The organism is Allobosea sp. (genome assembly GCF_051860145.1).
Lineage (GTDB): Bacteria > Pseudomonadota > Alphaproteobacteria > Rhizobiales > Beijerinckiaceae > Allobosea.
In genome coordinates this window covers 213,967-229,960 of sequence record NZ_JBHYEM010000006.1, presented here as the reverse complement: position 1 = coordinate 229,960, position 15,994 = coordinate 213,967, and the positions used below count along the sequence as shown (strand labels likewise).

Annotated in this window: 14 protein-coding genes; 9 read left to right on the top strand and 5 right to left on the bottom strand. The window is 65.8% G+C overall.

Features of this window, described 5'->3' with window-relative positions:
* The 4 genes from ACTIF2_RS13000 to ACTIF2_RS12985 form a co-directional block, all read right to left on the bottom strand.
* On the bottom strand, positions 1–1,590 hold the full coding sequence (locus ACTIF2_RS13000) for an ABC transporter substrate-binding protein (protein WP_439497492.1): 1,590 nt from the start codon (positions 1,588–1,590) through the stop codon (positions 1–3).
* A 3-nt stretch (positions 1,591–1,593) separates the two neighbouring features.
* Positions 1,594–1,716 (bottom strand): hypothetical protein, encoded by a 123-nt coding sequence (locus tag ACTIF2_RS12995; protein WP_439497491.1) that lies wholly within the window; start codon positions 1,714–1,716, stop codon positions 1,594–1,596.
* Positions 1,717–1,801: 85 nt separating this feature from the next.
* A complete protein-coding gene (locus tag ACTIF2_RS12990; protein WP_439497490.1) occupies positions 1,802–3,076 on the bottom strand; it encodes a hydroxymethylglutaryl-CoA reductase, degradative in 1,275 nt (424 codons plus the stop codon).
* A 116-nt stretch (positions 3,077–3,192) separates the two neighbouring features.
* Positions 3,193–5,139, bottom strand: a complete 1,947-nt coding sequence (locus ACTIF2_RS12985; protein WP_439497489.1) for a helix-turn-helix domain-containing protein — start codon at positions 5,137–5,139, stop codon at positions 3,193–3,195.
* A 168-nt stretch (positions 5,140–5,307) separates the two neighbouring features.
* Between ACTIF2_RS12985 and ACTIF2_RS12980 the strand changes: the two genes are divergently transcribed.
* The 4 genes from ACTIF2_RS12980 (at position 5,308) to ACTIF2_RS12965 (ending at position 9,599) form a co-directional block, all read left to right on the top strand.
* Positions 5,308–6,207: a hydroxymethylglutaryl-CoA lyase gene (locus ACTIF2_RS12980; RefSeq protein WP_439497488.1), complete on the top strand. Its 900-nt coding sequence runs from the start codon at positions 5,308–5,310 to the stop codon at positions 6,205–6,207.
* A gap of 18 nt (positions 6,208–6,225) precedes the next feature.
* A complete protein-coding gene (locus ACTIF2_RS12975) occupies positions 6,226–7,470 on the top strand; it encodes a CaiB/BaiF CoA transferase family protein (RefSeq protein WP_439497487.1) in 1,245 nt (414 codons plus the stop codon).
* Position 7,471: 1 nt separating this feature from the next.
* Positions 7,472–8,227, top strand: a complete 756-nt coding sequence (locus ACTIF2_RS12970) for an enoyl-CoA hydratase/isomerase family protein (protein ID WP_439497486.1) — start codon at positions 7,472–7,474, stop codon at positions 8,225–8,227.
* A 139-nt stretch (positions 8,228–8,366) separates the two neighbouring features.
* Positions 8,367–9,599 carry an ABC transporter substrate-binding protein gene (locus ACTIF2_RS12965; RefSeq protein ID WP_439497485.1) on the top strand — a complete coding sequence of 411 codons (1,233 nt, stop codon included), beginning with the start codon at positions 8,367–8,369 and terminating at the stop codon, positions 9,597–9,599.
* Between the two features lie 105 nt (positions 9,600–9,704).
* On the opposite strand, the gene ACTIF2_RS12960 is transcribed toward ACTIF2_RS12965, so the two are convergent.
* On the bottom strand, positions 9,705–10,544 hold the full coding sequence (locus ACTIF2_RS12960) for a beta-keto acid cleavage family enzyme (RefSeq protein WP_439497484.1): 840 nt from the start codon (positions 10,542–10,544) through the stop codon (positions 9,705–9,707).
* 194 nt (positions 10,545–10,738) lie between these two features.
* Between ACTIF2_RS12960 and ACTIF2_RS12955 the strand changes: the two genes are divergently transcribed.
* The 5 genes from ACTIF2_RS12955 (at position 10,739) to ACTIF2_RS12935 (ending at position 15,992) form a co-directional block, all read left to right on the top strand.
* Positions 10,739–11,812: a Gfo/Idh/MocA family protein gene (locus ACTIF2_RS12955; protein ID WP_439497483.1), complete on the top strand. Its 1,074-nt coding sequence runs from the start codon at positions 10,739–10,741 to the stop codon at positions 11,810–11,812.
* Complete coding sequence (locus ACTIF2_RS12950; RefSeq protein ID WP_439497482.1) at positions 11,809–12,906, top strand: Gfo/Idh/MocA family protein; 1,098 nt, start codon at positions 11,809–11,811, stop codon at positions 12,904–12,906. The genes ACTIF2_RS12955 and ACTIF2_RS12950 overlap by 4 nt, the downstream gene beginning before the upstream one ends.
* Positions 12,907–12,965: 59 nt before the next feature.
* A complete protein-coding gene (locus ACTIF2_RS12945; protein ID WP_439497481.1) occupies positions 12,966–13,943 on the top strand; it encodes a Bug family tripartite tricarboxylate transporter substrate binding protein in 978 nt (325 codons plus the stop codon).
* A 79-nt stretch (positions 13,944–14,022) separates the two neighbouring features.
* A complete protein-coding gene (locus ACTIF2_RS12940) occupies positions 14,023–14,475 on the top strand; it encodes a tripartite tricarboxylate transporter TctB family protein (RefSeq protein ID WP_439497480.1) in 453 nt (150 codons plus the stop codon).
* Positions 14,476–14,486: 11 nt separating this feature from the next.
* Positions 14,487–15,992, top strand: a complete 1,506-nt coding sequence (locus ACTIF2_RS12935; RefSeq protein ID WP_439497479.1) for a tripartite tricarboxylate transporter permease — start codon at positions 14,487–14,489, stop codon at positions 15,990–15,992.
* The last annotated feature ends 2 nt before the right edge of the window (positions 15,993–15,994 follow it).

Here is a 15,994-nt window from a genome sequence, read left to right as displayed (position 1 = left end):
TCAGGCCCAGCGCGCCCGTCCGAAAGTCCCGTTCACGCCGATCGCGCTGTCGATGAGGTTTTCCAGGCGCGCATCGTGGATGGTCGGGAATTGCTGCTCCGTCATCCACAGGACCGGCAGGTCGTCGACGAGGATCTTCTGGACCTTGCTGTAGAGCGCCGCCCGCTCCTTGTCCGACGTCTGCACGGCGGCACGGGCAAAGAGATCGTCGACCTCCTTGTTCGAGTAGCCCTGCGTATTGGTGAACATCACGCCCTTGCGGATGTTGGAGCTGATATAGCTGCGGGCTACGCCAAGAGCCGGGTCGCCGTTCTGGTAAAGCATGTTGGACGTCGTCTCGTAGTCCCAGTTCGAGACCTTTTCGGCGAAGCCGCCGGCATCGGTCGTGTCGAGCGTGACTTCGATGCCGCCCTGCTTCAGGGCCTGCCGGAAATATTCACCGAGCCGGGTCCAGAACTCGCCGAACGGCACCACCAGGAAGCGGATCCTGGCGCGCACGCCGCCGGCGTCCGGCTTGAGGCCCATCTCGTCGAGTAGCGCCTTCGCAGCCGCGACGTCCGTCCTGTAGATCGTGACGTTGGGATCGTAGAAGCGCGTGGTCGAGGCGATGGGTCCCGTGGCGGGTTTGCCGAGCCCGAAATTGATCCGCTCGACGATGAATTTCGGGTCGAGCAGGAGCCGCAACGCCTTGCGGAAGCGGATATCGTCGAACGGCTTGCGGCGCAGGTTCATCTCGTACCAAAGGACAGGGCTGAAGAACTCGTAGCCCCTGGTGGTCATCTTGAGCTGGGGCATGGCTGCCAGCCGCGGCACGTCGAACGGCTCGATGTCGGAAAACTGGGACAGCTGGGCCTGCCCGCTTTCCATGGCCACCGAGCGCGATGCTCCGTCCGGAATGATCTTGTAGAAGATCTCCGTCAGCGCGGGCTGGCCCTTGATGTAGTAGTCCTCGTTAGCGACGAGATGGATATGGCTGCCACGCCGCCATTCCTTGAGCTTGAACGGCCCGGTGCCGATCGGCGTGTCATTGGCGGGGTTCTTGCGGTAGTCCGTCCCCTCGTAGATGTGCCTCGGCGCGATCGGCGCCGAGCTGGTCTCGAAGGCAAGCAGGAACGGGCCGAAGGGCTCCTTCAGCTTGAACACGACCGTGTGATCGTCAGGCGCGGTGATGCTTTCGCAGCGCTCGAAGACACCGCGTGCGCGCGGATGCACCTCCCTCAACATGACGTTGCAGGAAAAGACGACGTCGGCTGAGGTGAACGGCTTGCCGTCGTGCCATTTGGCGTTCCTGACGAGATGGAACCTGTAGGTCAGCCCGTCGTCGGAGACCTCCCAGCGCTCGGCCAGTTGCGGGCGCGGATTGAGGTCGAAATCATAATCGAGAAGGCTTTCGTAGATCTTGCCGCCGATGGTGCCCACCGGGATCTGCTGGTTGAGCGGCAGCGTCAGGACCGGTGGCTCGGGGTTGATGATCGCGGTCAGGCCGCCAGATCGGCCCTGAGCATAGGCGACGCCGTCACGAAACAGGTTCATAGCCGGCAAACCGAGGCCGGCACCCAAGAGCAGCTTGTTGAATCCGCGTCTTCTCATGGTTCACGTTCCCCATTTTGGCATCGCCAGTGCCTTTTTGGCTGTTGGAAAAAGCCTTAACGATGGGCCGAGGGCGGGCTGATCGATGCTGGCGTCCGGGACTTCATCGAAGGTGCTGTTCGTCATCGCGTCGCGGAGTCCGGAAGGGGTCGAGGTCCATCACATGGCGGTGTCGGCAGCTGCGCCACGAGCCTGCTGCGGACATCGACGATCACGCCGTCTCCGCTCTTAGTTCGGCCAGGATCGCTTCCGCCTTATCGAGCCGGACATGCCCGCCTGTCTTGAGGCGCTCCACGACCGCTTCGATCTCATCGCCTGTGGCGCCCGCCGCTGCCGCAACGTTACGGGCGTGGAGCGACATGTGGCCTTTTTGAATTCCCTCGGCTGCCAGGGCTCGAAGCGCTCCGACATTCTGCGCCAGCCCCACGGCCACGATGACCTGCGCCAGCTCTTGCGCCGACTTGACCCCGAGGAGCTTGACCCCGGCACGGGCGGCCGGATGGGTCTTCGTCGCCCCGCCGACCAGGCCGACCGCCATCGGCACCTCCAGCGTTCCGACGAGATTGCCGTCCGCATTGATCTCGAAATGGGAGAGCGACGTATAGCGCCCGCTCGACGCGGCGTGGCAATGCGCACCGGCCTCGACCGCGCGCGTATCGTTGCCCGTCGCCAGAACGACGGCTGTGATGCCGTTCATGATCCCCTTGTTGTGGGTAGCCGCCCGGTAGGGATCGGCAGCGGCGAACCGGTAGGCGTCGACGATGCCGCTCACCACATCCTCTCCGCCCAGCGCCTCGCGATCGAAGACGGCACGCACCCGCGCCAGGCGCCGGTCGGCCTTGTTGGTGAGGATCCGGAGCCGGACGCGCCCGCCCGCGATCGCCGCGACGCGTGGTGCGATCGCCTCCGCCATGGTGTTGACGGCGTTGGCGCCCATCGCGTCCCGCACATCCACCTGCAGATGCAGGACCACATAGACGGCGCCGCTCGCCTCGACGATGCGGACCTCGATGCTGCGTGCGCCGCCACCCAGCTTGACCAGGAGGGGGTCCTGCTCGTTGGCGAGGGCGAGGAGCTCCGTCTCGGCCTCGTAGAGGCGCATGCGCGCGCCGCGCGGATCAGGCGCGCCGACGACCTGAACCTGGGAGACCATGATGGGCAGGTCGGTCGACACGTGAAAGCCGCCATGCAACCGCGCGACGGAGGCCATGTTGCTCGCGGCCGCGACGACCGAGGGCTCCTCTGTAGCCATGGGAATGAGATAGTCGTGGCCGCCGATCGTGAAATTCGCCGCGATCCCGACTGGAACGGACAAGGTTCCGACCACGTTCTCGATCATTCGATCGGCGATGGCCAGCATGTCCGGATCAGCAGGGACGAGGCAGGAGAGGTCCGTTTCCGCGAGCCCCGAGGCGCGGGTCACGCTCGCCAGACGGTCGCTCGGGGACAGCTTGTAGAAGCCAGGTAGGCGACTGTTGACCGGCATCGACACAGGGCTCCGCTCTCTTGTGCAATGTGGCGGTTAAACGAGGCCGGTGCGCTTTCGACAATGGCGTGAGCCCATACAGGATCGGCGCAGGACGGTGTCCGTCCTCCATTGCGTCAGGCAGGGAGCGTTTCGCTCAGCCGATGCAACCGAAGCGCCATGTGGAGCTCGAGCCCGCGATTCGGCTCGGACCAATCGGGGCAGATCGCGCCGATCGCATCCAGGCGCTGCCGCATCGTATTGACGTGAATCGCGAGCATGTCCGCAGCCCGCTGGAGGCTGCGGCCGGTTTCGAAATATGCGAACAGGGTCGGAGCCAGGTGGGCCTTGCGCCGCCTGTCATGATCCAGCAGGTGGCCGATCGTCTGGTGGATGAATTGGCGCGCGGCGTCTTCGCCCTGCCCGTCGAAAAGCAGAGCGTAGAGGGACAGCACCTTCTCCGGGACCACTCTGCCGCTCTGGCCCAGGCTGCGCAGCAGCGCGAGGGCGCGCCGGAGGCGCTGGTACTCGGCCGTTGCCGCGGCGATGTCCGAAACGGGTTGCGACGCCACGATATTGTAAGTGTGACGGCCCCCCTCTTCCAGAGCCGCTGCGATCCTGCGAGCCAGCTCCATCCAGTCGTGGTTCGCCGTCGCGACGGCAAGGTCGCCGTTGAATGCGGCGCCGATCGTCTGGCGCCCGGAGGCGGCCGCACGCAGGGCCTGCGGCAGGTGCGCGGCGAAACCGTCCTTGCAGGAGACGAGAAGGATCGTCACCGGCCAGGACAACGAGACCCCCGCCGGCAGGGCCTGCGATCCCTCCGGCCCGAACGGATCCGAGGTGCCTCGCAGCAATGCCGAGATGATGTCGGCGACGTTGCGATAGGCGGTTTCGGCGACGCGCTCCATCGACAGCAGGACGATGCCAGTGACCAGCGCCGCCCGCTCCAGGGTGCGGATCTCGGGCGAGGACATCGGCTTCGAGCGGATGAACACGAGGGCGCCGAGGCGAACGGCGCCGCTCGTGACGGCCGCCACCGTGACGATCCCGGCGGGTGCCGCCTCGAACTGCACGGAGCGGCCGAGGCGGACGCTTTCCCGGATCGCGGATGCGAGCCCATTCTCGGGCATCGCGTCGGGAAGCCCTCCCGCAATCGCGATCTGCCGCTCGTCGAGAATGATCGCGTCACCGCCCAGCAGCGTCGCCACGCGGTGCCGAAGGTCTTCGAGCGATCCGCCCCGGGCGATGAGTTCTGTCAGGCGCTCATGCGCGATGGCGGCGCTTTCGATGTCGTCGGCCTTGGCTCGCAAGGCGAGGTTGGCGTCCCGCGCCATGCTCAACGCCCGTTGTCCCTCCTCCAGCAGGCGCGCATTCTCGATGGCGAGCGCAGCGAAGGTGCCGAGAGACTGCAGGATCGAGATTTCCTGCGGATTATACACGCGCTCGTAGCGGTCGGCGACGAACAGAACGCCGATGATGTGCGCCTCGAGCTCCAGAGGAATGCCGAGGATGGAGACGACGCCTTCGGATTGAATGGCCGCATCGATGACCGGGTCGTGATGGAAGCGCCTGTCGGACCTGTACTGGCCCGACTGGCAGGGTCTGCGCGTGCGGACCACGCTCCCGCAGATGCCGACGTCGCGCGGGACGATGATGGTGGCGAAGGCCTCCGATATGACGCCTTCGGTCGCCCTGACATGCAAGGGGCTGCGGTCATCGGGGGCGGCGGACAGGTAGGCGATATCGCTGCCGACGAGCTGCCTCGCCCGGCGGATGATGGCCTGCAGCACCTGGTCGGTGTCGCGCATCGCCGAGAGGTCGCGTGCCGTCTCGTTGAGGGCGATGAGCTCGTGCTCCCGCTTCAGCTTGTGCTCGACATTCTCGCGGAGCCGGATCGCGAGCGCGATGTCGGCCTCGAGCCGGCCACGAAGCTCGGAAGGGAGTGGGCGGATTTCCGCGCCAAGAAGGTCGAAGACCGAGGACACAGCGCCCTGGTCGAGCAAGGCAAGCATGCGGGAATAGAAGTCGACGATGAAATCCACCTCTGACCCCGCCCGGATCAATTCTGGCGCCTGCCGGTCCATATGTGACTCCGTTCCGCGGCGGTCGGACCATGCCTATCAGCTAGCGCAGTTTGCCTGCTTCAGATCATGGCTTTTTCCTACATAAAAGATCTGAAAAGACGGACGATGTCTCCATTTTGTGTTCGACGAGCCTCGGGCAAGAGTGACGCGAAACTACGGCGGGCGGACATGTCAGAGGATATTCGGATCGTCGAAGTAGGGCCCAGGGATGGATTGCAGGCCGAGTCCGTCGCGCTGTCGGCCTCCATCCGGGCGGAGTTCGTGGACCTGCTGGTCAAGGCCGGCTTGAAATCGATCGAAGTGGGAAGCTTCGTTTCGCCGCGCCATGTGCCGCAGATGGCCGACACGGCGGGCGTCCTGGCGCAGCTTCGACGACCGGGAGAGGCACGCCGCATAGCGCTGGTGCCAAACCTGCAAGGGCTCGAAGCGGCAATCAACGCCGGCGTCGACGAGGTCGCGGTCTTCGCATCGGCCAGCGAGACATTCTCCCGCCGCAACATCAACTGCTCCGTGGACGAGAGCATCGAGCGGTTCAAACCGATCTTCGCGCGCCTCGAGGGGACGATGCCCGTGCGCGGCTATGTCTCCTGCGCGTTCGGCTGTCCCTACGAGGGTCAGGTACCGGTCTCGGCCGTGACCAGCCTCGCGCGCCGTCTTGCCGAACTCGGCTGCTACGAAGTGTCGGTCGCCGACACGATCGGTGTCGCGACACCGCGCGACACCAAGGCGATCGCCGAGGCCGTCGCCGGCGAAATCGGCGCGAGCCGCGTCGCGCTTCATTTCCACGACACGCGCGGCCAGGCCCTCGCGAACACCTATGCCAGTCTGGAGACGGGCATCAGGACGTTCGACTGCTCGGTCGCCGGGCTGGGGGGCTGCCCCTTCGCGGCCGGCGCGACCGGAAATGTCGCGACCGAAGACGTCGTCTACATGCTCCACGGCATGGGCCTGTCGACGGGAATTGATCTCCCGGCCTTGATCGAGGCGGGTGAGTTCGTATCACGTCATCTCGGGCGCCGAACGGGGTCCCGGGTCGCGCGTGCCGAACAAGCGCGCGTGGCCGCATAAATGGAAAGAGGAAGCGTGATGGGAGGCGTCAAGGCGCAGGACGGCGATGCGCGCGAAGAGGCACGACCGCTGGCCGGCATCGTCGTCCTCGACATAACCCGCGTCGTGGCAGGGCCATTCTGCTCGATGCTGCTCGCCGATCTCGGCGCGACCGTCATCAAGGTCGAGCATCCCGACGATCCAGATTATGCCCGCAGCTTCCCGCCGATGGTCACCGGCAAGGAGGACGCTGGGGAGAGCGCGTTCTTCTCCCAGTTCAATCGCAACAAGCTCGGGATCACGGTGAATCTGAAATCCCCGGACGGAAAGGAGCTGCTGAAGCAGCTTGTCCGTCAGGCAGATGTTCTGGTCGAGAACTTTCGCCCCGGCACCATGGACAAGCTCGGGCTCGGTTACGAAGAGCTTCGGCGCTGCAATCCCCGCCTGGTCTACACCGCGATCAGCGGTTTCGGCCGCACCGGACCGAACTCCTCGCGCCCGGCTTTCGACAATACCGGCCAGGCGGTCGGCGGATTATGGTCGATGAACGGCTATCCGGACCGCCCGCCGGTGCGCGTCGGAACGATCATCGGCGATCTCGCCGCGTCGCTCTACGCGACCATCGGGACGCTCGCGGCCCTGCGCTCCGCCGAGTCCACGGGCAACGGTCAGGTGGTCGACGTCTCGCAGCAGGATTCGATCCTGACGCTCACGGAGAACGCCGTCGTCCGCTACACCACCAAGGGCGAGGTCGCCGCGCCCCTCGGCAATGACCATCCCTTCGTGCGGCCCTACGGCCAATTCCCGTGCAAGGACGGCTACGTCTTCTTCGGTGGCTACACGGACAAGTTCTGGCGCCTGACCTGCGAAATGTTCGGGGAGCCGCACCAGGCGGACGATCCCGAAATCGACACGATGGAGAAGCGCTTCGATCCCGAAGTGGCGGACCGAAAGGTCAAGCCGCTGCTGGAGCGCTGGTTCAGCGCCTACGGCAAGGCCGAGCTCGAGGCGATGGCCGGAGACCGGATCCCGCTCAGCGCCATCAGGAGCGTTCCCGAAGTGGTCGAGGATCCCCATGTGGCGGCCCGCAACATGATCGTCGAGATCCCGGTAGCCGGCGAGAGCGTGCGGATGTTCGGATCGCCGATCAAGCTGTCCCGGACGGGCGAGATTCCGCTGGGCAAGGCGCCCACCCCCGGCGAGCACACGCGGACGATCCTGTCGGAGTTCCTCAAGCTCGACGAGGAGGAGATCCGGCGCCTCGTGGACGGCGGAGCCGTCTGAGATGGCGATCGACGTCGAACAGGAGGGAGCAGTTGCGACGATCCGCATCTCGCGTCCGGAAAAGCTGAATGCGCTGTCGCTCGCGATGTATGACGATCTGGGGCGCGCTTTCGCCCAGGCCGCGCAGGACGACAAGATCCGGTCGATCGTGCTGGCCGGGGCAGGAGAGCGCGCATTCTGCGTCGGCGCGGATCTGACCGAATCCATCCCGGCCCTCGCGAGCGACCGTTTCGACATCAGCGCCTGGGATCCGGCCCATCTCAAGAACGTGCCGCTCTACAAGCCGGTCATCTGCGCGATCCGGGGCCTCTGCATTGGCGGCGGCTTCGAGATCATGCTGGCGACCGATATCCGCATCGCCTCGAACGAATCCGTCTTCCAGCTGCCGGAGCCGATCCACGGTTTCGTCCCCGCCGGCGGCACCCTGGTCCGTCTCATCCGCCAGATCGGACATGCCCACGCGATGGAGATCCTGCTGACGGGGCAACGCTTCTCCAGTGCGGAGATGCTGGCCCGCGGCGTCGTGAACCGCGTCCTGCCGGCTGACGAGGTCGAGCCCGCTGCGAAAGAGCTGGCGCAGCGTATCGCGGCGCTGAGCCCCACGGCGATCCAGACGATCAAGCAGGCCGCGCTCACACTTCAGGACCTCCCCTTCCGCGAGGCCTTTGCGGCGGAGGCCGAGCTCGGGCAGCGCACCTTCACGAGTGAGGACGCCAGGCGCGGGCTGGCCGCCTTCGCCGCGCGGAGCAAGGGCTGAAGCGCGGCGCCTGTCCGAAAACCACATCCGGTCAGCCGCGCGATGTCGAGCACCGACGTTGAGCAATGCCCTGCGTCCAACCACAGAATATCCCAACGAAGGCCGGCTTTGATCGGCCCATAAAACCTCGGGAGGGATCATGAAGGGCTTGAACACAGTATCGCTCGGGCTGATTGCGGCCGGCGCGATGACGATCGCGCCGCTCACGGCGCGAGCCCAGTCGCCTGCCGTGTCCGACGACGTCGTTCGCATCGGCGTGATCGAGGACATGTCCGGCGTCTACGCCGACATCACCGGCATCGGCGTCGTGACCGCGGCCCAGATGGCGATCGACGAAATCGGTGGGAAGGTGCTCGGCAAGCCCGTCGAGCTCGTCTACGCCGATCACCAGAACAAGCCCGACATCGCAGCCTCGATCGCCAGGAAATGGTTCGACGAAGGCAAGGTCGATGCGATCCTCGACGTCGCCTCGTCGTCACCGGCCCTGGCGGTCATCGAGATCGCGAAGGAGAAGGGAAAGATCATCGCCCTCTCGTCGCCGGGCTCGACCCGGATCACCAACGAGAATTGCGGGCCCTTCGTCGTGCATTGGGCCTACGACACCTATGCCATCGCGCAAAGCACCGGCCAGGCGCTCGCGCGGCAAGGCTTCGACTCCTGGTATTTCGTGACCGCCGACTACGCGTTCGGCCATGGGCTGCAAACCCAGGCGACCCGGGTCGTCACGGAAAACAAGGGGCGTGTGCTCGGCAGCGTCAAGGTGCCGGTCGGAACCGCGGATTTCGGCTCCGCTCTCCTGATGGCCCAGTCATCGGGCGCGAAGGTCGTGGCGCTGGCGAATGCCGGCAACGACACCATCAACTCGATCAAGCAAGCCGCCCAGTTCGGCCTGACGCAGGCCGGCCAGAAGCTCGCCACGCTCGGCGGCTTCATCAACGACGTCCACGGGCTCGGGCTGGCGGAAGCACAGGGCCTCACGATCACCGAGGCATCCTATTGGGATACGAACGACGAGACGCGCGCCTGGTCGAAGACATTCTTCGACAAGGTCAAATCCATGCCGAACATGCTGCAGACGGGGACCTACTCTTCGGTGCTGCACTATCTGAAGGCCGTCGAAGCCGCGAAGACGGACAACTCGGCGGCAGTGATGGACGCGATGCGCGCCAGCCCCGTCAACGACATATTCTACAAGGATGGGAGGATCAGACCGGATGGCCGCATGGTTCATGCCATGAACCTCTATGAAGTCAAAAAGCCGTCTGAATCCAAGGCACCGTGGGATTACTACAAGTTCCTCGCGACCATTCCGGGAGATCAGGCCTTCCAGCCGATAGAGGCATCGACATGTTCTCTGGTGAAGCGGCAATAGCGCCGGTGTGCCTGCCTTCGACGAGATTGAGCATTCCGGCGAGTGTTCTCCATGCCGCCGACGACCGCAACCTGAGCGGGCAGACCACCTAATCGCCGCCGTGATTCAGCTGTTGCGGCAGCCGAGAATGGCGCGCGCCTCATGCGGGTCCGCCACTTTGCGCCCCATGTCGCCTGCGGCTGCAGCGATGCCGGCGACCAGCGCGGCATTGCCCGGGGCGACGCTGCCGTCCGGGAGCCAGAGATTGTTCTCGAAGCCGACGCGGACATGGCCGCCGAGCCCGGCCGCCGTGAGTGCGCAGGCCCGTTCCAGCGGGCCGAAGGCGCAGAGCGACCAGTTCAGCGCCTCTCCCTCAGCTGCGTTCAGGAAGGGTATCAGATCGGCGGGACCGGAACGCTGGCCGGGGCTGTAGCGGCCCAGCACATAGAGCACGCGGTCAGCCTCGCAGAGAACGCCGCGCCGACGCAGATTAAGGAAATGCGCGATATCGGCGGTGTCGTAGAGGATGATCTGCGGCGCGATCCGCTCGGCCGCCATGAAGCCGAAGAGAGCCTCCGCCTGCCTTTCGTCGCTGCCGGGAGGGCAGATCTCGCGAATGGCGATCGAGACCGCTTCGGGTCGCAGCCTGCGGATGCAGTCCGCCTGCTCCTCAGGCGTATAGCGGCCGACCGCTTCGGTGGTGATCTGGATGACGATGTCGGCGCAGACCGACCGCACGGCCGCGCTCGCCTCGCGATAGCGCTCCGGGTCGATGCTGTGCGCGCCTTGGGCATCACGTACATGCAGATGCAGCATGGCGGCGCCGGCTGCCCGGCAGGCAACAGCCTCCGCAGCGATCTCCGAGGACGTGACTGGAAGGGCCGGATGATCCGCCTTCCCCCGCCTGGCGCCGGTTGGCGCGACCGCGATCAGCAGCGGAGCCGGCGATTGAGCACTTGTCGTCATGCTTTGAAATCTCCCTTTCTCCAAGCGCTTAGCCGAGTCACGCCGCGGCGTCATCATCCTGGCGGCACGACGCCGATCTATGTCGGAGCGGCATGGAGTCATCGCGAAAGAGTATTTGTGGCGGCAATTTGCGCATGGTCCGATCCGCCATGACCAGTCCGCAAGAGACGGTGTCCAAGGGAGGATCGGACAGGATGAAGGCGATCGAAGTCGGCGTGATCGGCACGGGTTGGTGCGGCGGCATCCGCGCCGAGACCTTGAAGGACCATCCGCTGGTCGCGCGGCTGCACATTGCCGAGACCAACGCAGAGCGCCTTGCGGAGGTGGCGGCTTCGACGGGCGCCGCGACCGCGACAGCCGATTATCAGGAGCTGATCGCCAACCCGGCCATCGAGGCGCTCTATGTCTGCGCCACCCCGGAGACGACGCATTACACGATCGCCAGGGAGGCCCTGCTCGCCGGCAAGCACGTCTTCCTCGAGAAGCCGATCGCGCTCGAATTATGGGAGGCCGACGAGCTGGTCGAGCTCGCCCGCCGCAACAACATCAAGTTCACCATCGGCTATTCGCAGCGCTTCAACCCGAAATTCGCTTTCGCCAAGAAGAAGCTCGCCGACGGCACGCTCGGCGAGCCGGTCTCGGTGCTGGTCAGCCGGCACATCACGCGCAATCTCGGCAAGAAGATCTCGGGCCGGATCAAGCTCAGCCCCGCCGCGATGGAGGCGACGCATGACCTCGACTTCGCCTTCTGGCTGCTGGAGCCGGCCAAGCCCGTGCGCGTCTATGCGCAGGGCGCCAACCGCGTGATGCACGCGACGACCGGCCTGCCCGACTGCCAGTTCATCACAGTGACAATGGACAACGGTGTCGTGGTGATGATCGGCGCCGGCTGGATCCTGCCGCCGGCCTATCCGAACTTCTCGCATACCTGGATCGAGATTGTCGGCTCCGAAGGCGCGCTGATGATCGACGACAGCCACAAGGACGTGGCGCTCTCGACGCTGTCCGGCGGCACGGTCTTTCCGATGTCGACCATGCCCGGCGAGCAGGTCGACCACGTCTATGCCGGCGCGATGGGGCCGGAGACGATCCACTTCCTCGAGGCGGTGGCCCGCGACCGGCCGGTGATGGTGACGCCTGAAAGCGCGCGGGCCGTCATGGAGGTCTACTTGGCAGCCGATCTCTCCACCGAGACCGGCGAGCCGGTCACCCTGCCGCTCGGCAACGAGCAGCGCGTCAAGCTGGCCGCCGCCGGAGGCATGCGATGAGACCAAAAGCGAAGGGAATCGGGCTCGCCATCATCGGGGCGGGCCGGGTCGGGCTGTTCCGGGGCGGCGTCGCCAACCTGCATCCTTGCGTCGAATGGATCGGGCTGGCGGAGATCAAGCCCGAGCGCGGCGAGGAGGTCGGCCGCAAAATCGGGGCCGATTTCGTCACCACCGACTATCGCGAATTGCTGGCCCGGCCGGAAGTGAACGCCGTCATCGTCGCGACCGACGAGCATCTCCATGTCGGCCCGGTGCTCGACGCCGCGGCCCGCCGCCTGCCGATGCTGATCGAGAAGCCGCTCGCCACCAAGCTCGACGACTCCGCCCGGGTTCTGGACGAACTCGACCGCGCCGGCATCGATGCCGTGGTCGGCTACACCCAGCGCTTCCGCCGCCGCTGGCTCGCCGCCAAGGAAAAGGTCGCGACCGGAGCGCTCGGGGACGTCACGCTGGTCACCTCGCGCGCCTTCATGAACCGGCTGGTCGCGATCGACAATTACCGCCGCTCGGATGCGCCGGAGACGATCTCGCCCATGGTCATTTCGGGCACGCACGCGCTCGATATCGTCATGTGGTATCTGGAGAAGAAGACGCCGGTCGAGGTCTATGCCCGCTCCGTCGACAAGGTGCTCGGCCCGGACTGGAAGGGCATCGACGCCACCGCGGGCATGATCTCGATGTCGGACGGCACGCTCTACCACCTCAACATCTCCTGGGCCCTGCCGATCACCTGGCCGGGCGCGGTCTACAGCCTCGATGTCGGCATCGTCGGCACCCACGGCGTACTGACCATCGACGGGCTACCTGCCCGACAAGAACCGGCTGGTCGACTTCATGGGCAGCTATCCGCCCGGCGACATGGCGCTCGGCCAGTTGCGCGGCCCGATGCGCGGCGAGACCGAGGCCTGGCTGAATCGCGTCGCGGCCGGCGTGCCGAGCCAGCACTGCACCGCGCGCGAGGCGCATCAGCGGCTGATGCTGACCAAGGCGATGGACGTCTCGGCCAGGCTGAGGCGGCCGATCCCGCTGCCGCTCGAAACCGAAGAGATCAAGGAACTCGACCGCGAGGTGGAACTGGCCTGAACCCGACATAACGGCCGACGCGCCGAGCGAGAGGCAAACGGCCCATTTTCAATCCTGGGGAGGATCGACCATGAAAAGACGCCATCTACTAGCGTTGGCGGCCTGTGCGGCGCTCGCGCCGGCGACCGCCTTCGGCCAGGCCAACTGGCCGACGCAGCCCATCCGGATGATCGTGCCCTTCGCGCCCGGCGGCGCCTCCGATTTCGCGGCCCGCCTGATGCAGCCGAAGCTCAGCGAAATGCTCGGCCAGCAGGTCGTCATCGAGAATCGCGCCGGCGGCGCCGGCAATGTCGGGCTCGACGCCGCAGCCCGCGCCGCACCCGACGGCTACACGGTGCTCCTCGGAAATGTCGGCACAGTCTCGATCAATCCGAGCCTGTTCGAGAATCTGCGCGTGAAGCCGGAGAAGGATTTCATCGCCGTCTCGATCGTCGCCGACACGCCCGGCATCCTGATCGGCAGCCCGAAATTCCCGCCGAACAACGCCAAGGAGTTCGTCGACTATGTCGGCAAGAACCCCGGCAAGGTGAACTTTGCCTCGCCGGGCACCGGCAGCCTCAACCGGCTCGAGATGGAGCTGTTCCGGGCCAATGCAGGGCTCGACATGAACCATATTCCCTACAAGGGCGGCGCCGGGCCGGCGGTGGCCGATGTTCTCGGCGGCCATGTCGAGACGATGTTCGTGACCATCTCCTCGGCGATCAACCATATCAAGGGCGGCAAGCTGAAGGGTCTCGGCGTCAGCACCAAAGCGCGCGTGCCCGGCCTGCCCGACGTCGCGACCATGAACGAGCAGGGCTTCCCCGACAACGTCTCGAGCTCCTGGCAGGGCATCCTGGTCCCGGCCGGAACGCCGCGGCCGATCGTCGATAAACTGCACAAGGCGATCGTCGAGACGATGAAGGACGAGACGATCCGCTCCCGCATGGAGCAGGCCGGCGTTATCCCCGTATCGAGCACGACACCGGAGGAGTTCTCCGCCTATATCGCCGAGGACTCGGCGAAATGGGCGCGGGTCATCAAGCTGACCGGCGCCAAGCCCGATTGAGCCGCGCCCGACCGGGCCAAGCACATGGCCGGCGCATGGCCAGCGCTCCTGCCATGCTCCTTATGCGACGGGGTGATCCATGGGTACGTTCCGCATCCGCTTCTCGGCCGATCTCATCGCCGGGCTGTTCTTCGGCCTCGTCGGCCTTGCGACCTGTTACGGCGCCTCGCGCTACAATCTGGGCAACGCGGCGCGCATGGGCCCCGGCTTCATGCCGATGGTGATCGGCGCCGCGCTGACGCTGTTCGGCGCGCTCGGCATCATTCAGTCGATGCTGCATGACGGCGAAGAGATCGGCACGATCACCCTCAGGCCGGTCGTTCTGGTCTTCGCAGGCGTCTTCCTGTTCGCGATGCTGATCGAACGCAGCGGCTTCCTGCTCGCAATCGCCGCGCTCGTCGTGCTGGCGCGGCTGGCTGGCGAGGAACGCGGGCTCATCGACATCGCCGTGCTCGCCGTGGCGCTGGCGTTGCTCGGTGCGGTCATCTTCGTCTGGGGGCTCGGCATGCCTCTGCCCCTCCTGCCGCGCTGATCGGGCCTCACATGGACATCTTCAGCAATCTCGCCTTCGGCTTTGGCGTCGCGCTGACGCCGACCAATCTGCTCTACGCCTTCGCCGGCACGGTGCTTGGGACCATCATCGGCGTCCTGCCCGGGCTCGGGCCGGTGGCGACCATCTCGATCCTGCTGCCGATCACCTTCTCGCTGCCGCCGCAGACAGCGATCATCATGCTCGCCGGGATCTATTACGGGGCGCAGTATGGCGGTTCGACCACTGCGATCCTCGTCAACCTGCCGGGCGAATCCTCGGCTGTCGTCACCGCCATCGACGGCTACCAGATGGCAAGGAAGGGCAAGGCCGGGCTCGCGCTCGCCACCGCCGCCCTCGCCTCCTTCATCGCGGGCTCGATCGCGACGCTGGTGATCGCGATACTGGCGCCGGCGCTGGCGGAGGTCGCGTTGAGCTTCGGGCCGGCCGACTATTTCTCGTTGATGGTGTTCGGCCTGGTCGCCGCCGTCATCCTGGCGCATGGCTCGGTCATCAAGGCGCTCGCCATGCTCGCCTTCGGTTTCCTGCTCGGCTCGATCGGCACCGACGTCAACACGGGCTTCGAGCGCTTCACCTTCGGCATTCCGGAATTCGGCGACGGCATCGACTTCGCCGTCGTGGCGATGGGCATCTTCGGGATCGGCGAGACGATCGCCAATCTCGAGCGTCGCGCCGAGACCAAGGGCTATCTCGCGGAGATCCGCGGGTTGATGCCGAGATGGGCGGACATCAAGGCGATGCTCCCGCCGGCGCTGCGCGGCACGGCCCTCGGGTCCTGCCTTGGCCTGTTGCCGGGTGGCGGACCGGTGCTCGCCGCCTTCTCGACCTATTCGCTGGAAAAGAAGCTCTCGAAGACGCCGAAGGAGTTCGGCCACGGTGCGCTGCCCGGTGTCGCCGGGCCGGAGGCGGCCAACAACGCGGCCGCGCAAACCTCCTTCATCCCGATGCTGACGCTCGGCCTGCCCTCCAATGCCGTGATGGCGCTGATGATCGGCGCGCTGATGATGCAGGGGCTTTCGCCCGGACCGCAGCTGATGACCGAGAAGCCCGAGCTGTTCTGGGGCCTGGTCGCCTCGATGTGGATCGGCAACCTGATGCTGATCGTACTGAACCTGCCGCTGGTCGGCATCTGGGTGAAGCTGCTCTCGGCGCCCTATCGCATCCTCTATCCCGCGATCCTGATGTTCTGCTGCATCGGCGTCTACAGCCTCAATTCGAGCTGGCTCGACGTGGTGCTGGCCGGCGGCTTCGGCGTCCTCGGCTACATCTTCCTCAAGATGCGCTGCGAGCCGGCCCCGCTCCTGCTGGGCTTCATCCTGGGACCCATGATCGAGGAGAACCTGCGCCGCGCGCTGCTGATCTCGAAGGGCGATCCGGCGGTCTTCGTGCAGCGCCCGATCAGCCTGACCTTCCTGCTGCTGGCGCTTGCGCTGATCGTCGTGCTGGTCGCCCCGGCCTTCCGTTCGGCCCGCGAGCGTGCCTTCGACGAGGCTGCGTGAAA

Excerpts from the sequence above, each read along its gene's own strand:
- ACTIF2_RS12950 (WP_439497482.1), top strand. The coding sequence starts at position 11,809 with ATGAGACCAAAAGCGAAGGGAATCGGGCTCGCCATCATCGGGGCGGGC.
- ACTIF2_RS12980 (WP_439497488.1), top strand. The coding sequence starts at position 5,308 with ATGTCAGAGGATATTCGGATCGTCGAAGTAGGGCCCAGGGATGGATTG.
- ACTIF2_RS12995 (WP_439497491.1), bottom strand. The coding sequence starts at position 1,716 with ATGACGAACAGCACCTTCGATGAAGTCCCGGACGCCAGCATCGATCAG.
- ACTIF2_RS12970 (WP_439497486.1), top strand. The coding sequence starts at position 7,472 with ATGGCGATCGACGTCGAACAGGAGGGAGCAGTTGCGACGATCCGCATC.
- ACTIF2_RS12990 (WP_439497490.1), bottom strand. The coding sequence starts at position 3,076 with ATGCCGGTCAACAGTCGCCTACCTGGCTTCTACAAGCTGTCCCCGAGC.
- ACTIF2_RS12965 (WP_439497485.1), top strand. The coding sequence starts at position 8,367 with ATGAAGGGCTTGAACACAGTATCGCTCGGGCTGATTGCGGCCGGCGCG.
- ACTIF2_RS13000 (WP_439497492.1), bottom strand. The coding sequence starts at position 1,590 with ATGAGAAGACGCGGATTCAACAAGCTGCTCTTGGGTGCCGGCCTCGGT.
- ACTIF2_RS12975 (WP_439497487.1), top strand. The coding sequence starts at position 6,226 with ATGGGAGGCGTCAAGGCGCAGGACGGCGATGCGCGCGAAGAGGCACGA.
- ACTIF2_RS12940 (WP_439497480.1), top strand. The coding sequence starts at position 14,023 with ATGGGTACGTTCCGCATCCGCTTCTCGGCCGATCTCATCGCCGGGCTG.
- ACTIF2_RS12955 (WP_439497483.1), top strand. The coding sequence starts at position 10,739 with ATGAAGGCGATCGAAGTCGGCGTGATCGGCACGGGTTGGTGCGGCGGC.
- ACTIF2_RS12935 (WP_439497479.1), top strand. The coding sequence starts at position 14,487 with ATGGACATCTTCAGCAATCTCGCCTTCGGCTTTGGCGTCGCGCTGACG.
- ACTIF2_RS12985 (WP_439497489.1), bottom strand. The coding sequence starts at position 5,139 with ATGGACCGGCAGGCGCCAGAATTGATCCGGGCGGGGTCAGAGGTGGAT.
- ACTIF2_RS12945 (WP_439497481.1), top strand. The coding sequence starts at position 12,966 with ATGAAAAGACGCCATCTACTAGCGTTGGCGGCCTGTGCGGCGCTCGCG.
- ACTIF2_RS12960 (WP_439497484.1), bottom strand. The coding sequence starts at position 10,544 with ATGACGACAAGTGCTCAATCGCCGGCTCCGCTGCTGATCGCGGTCGCG.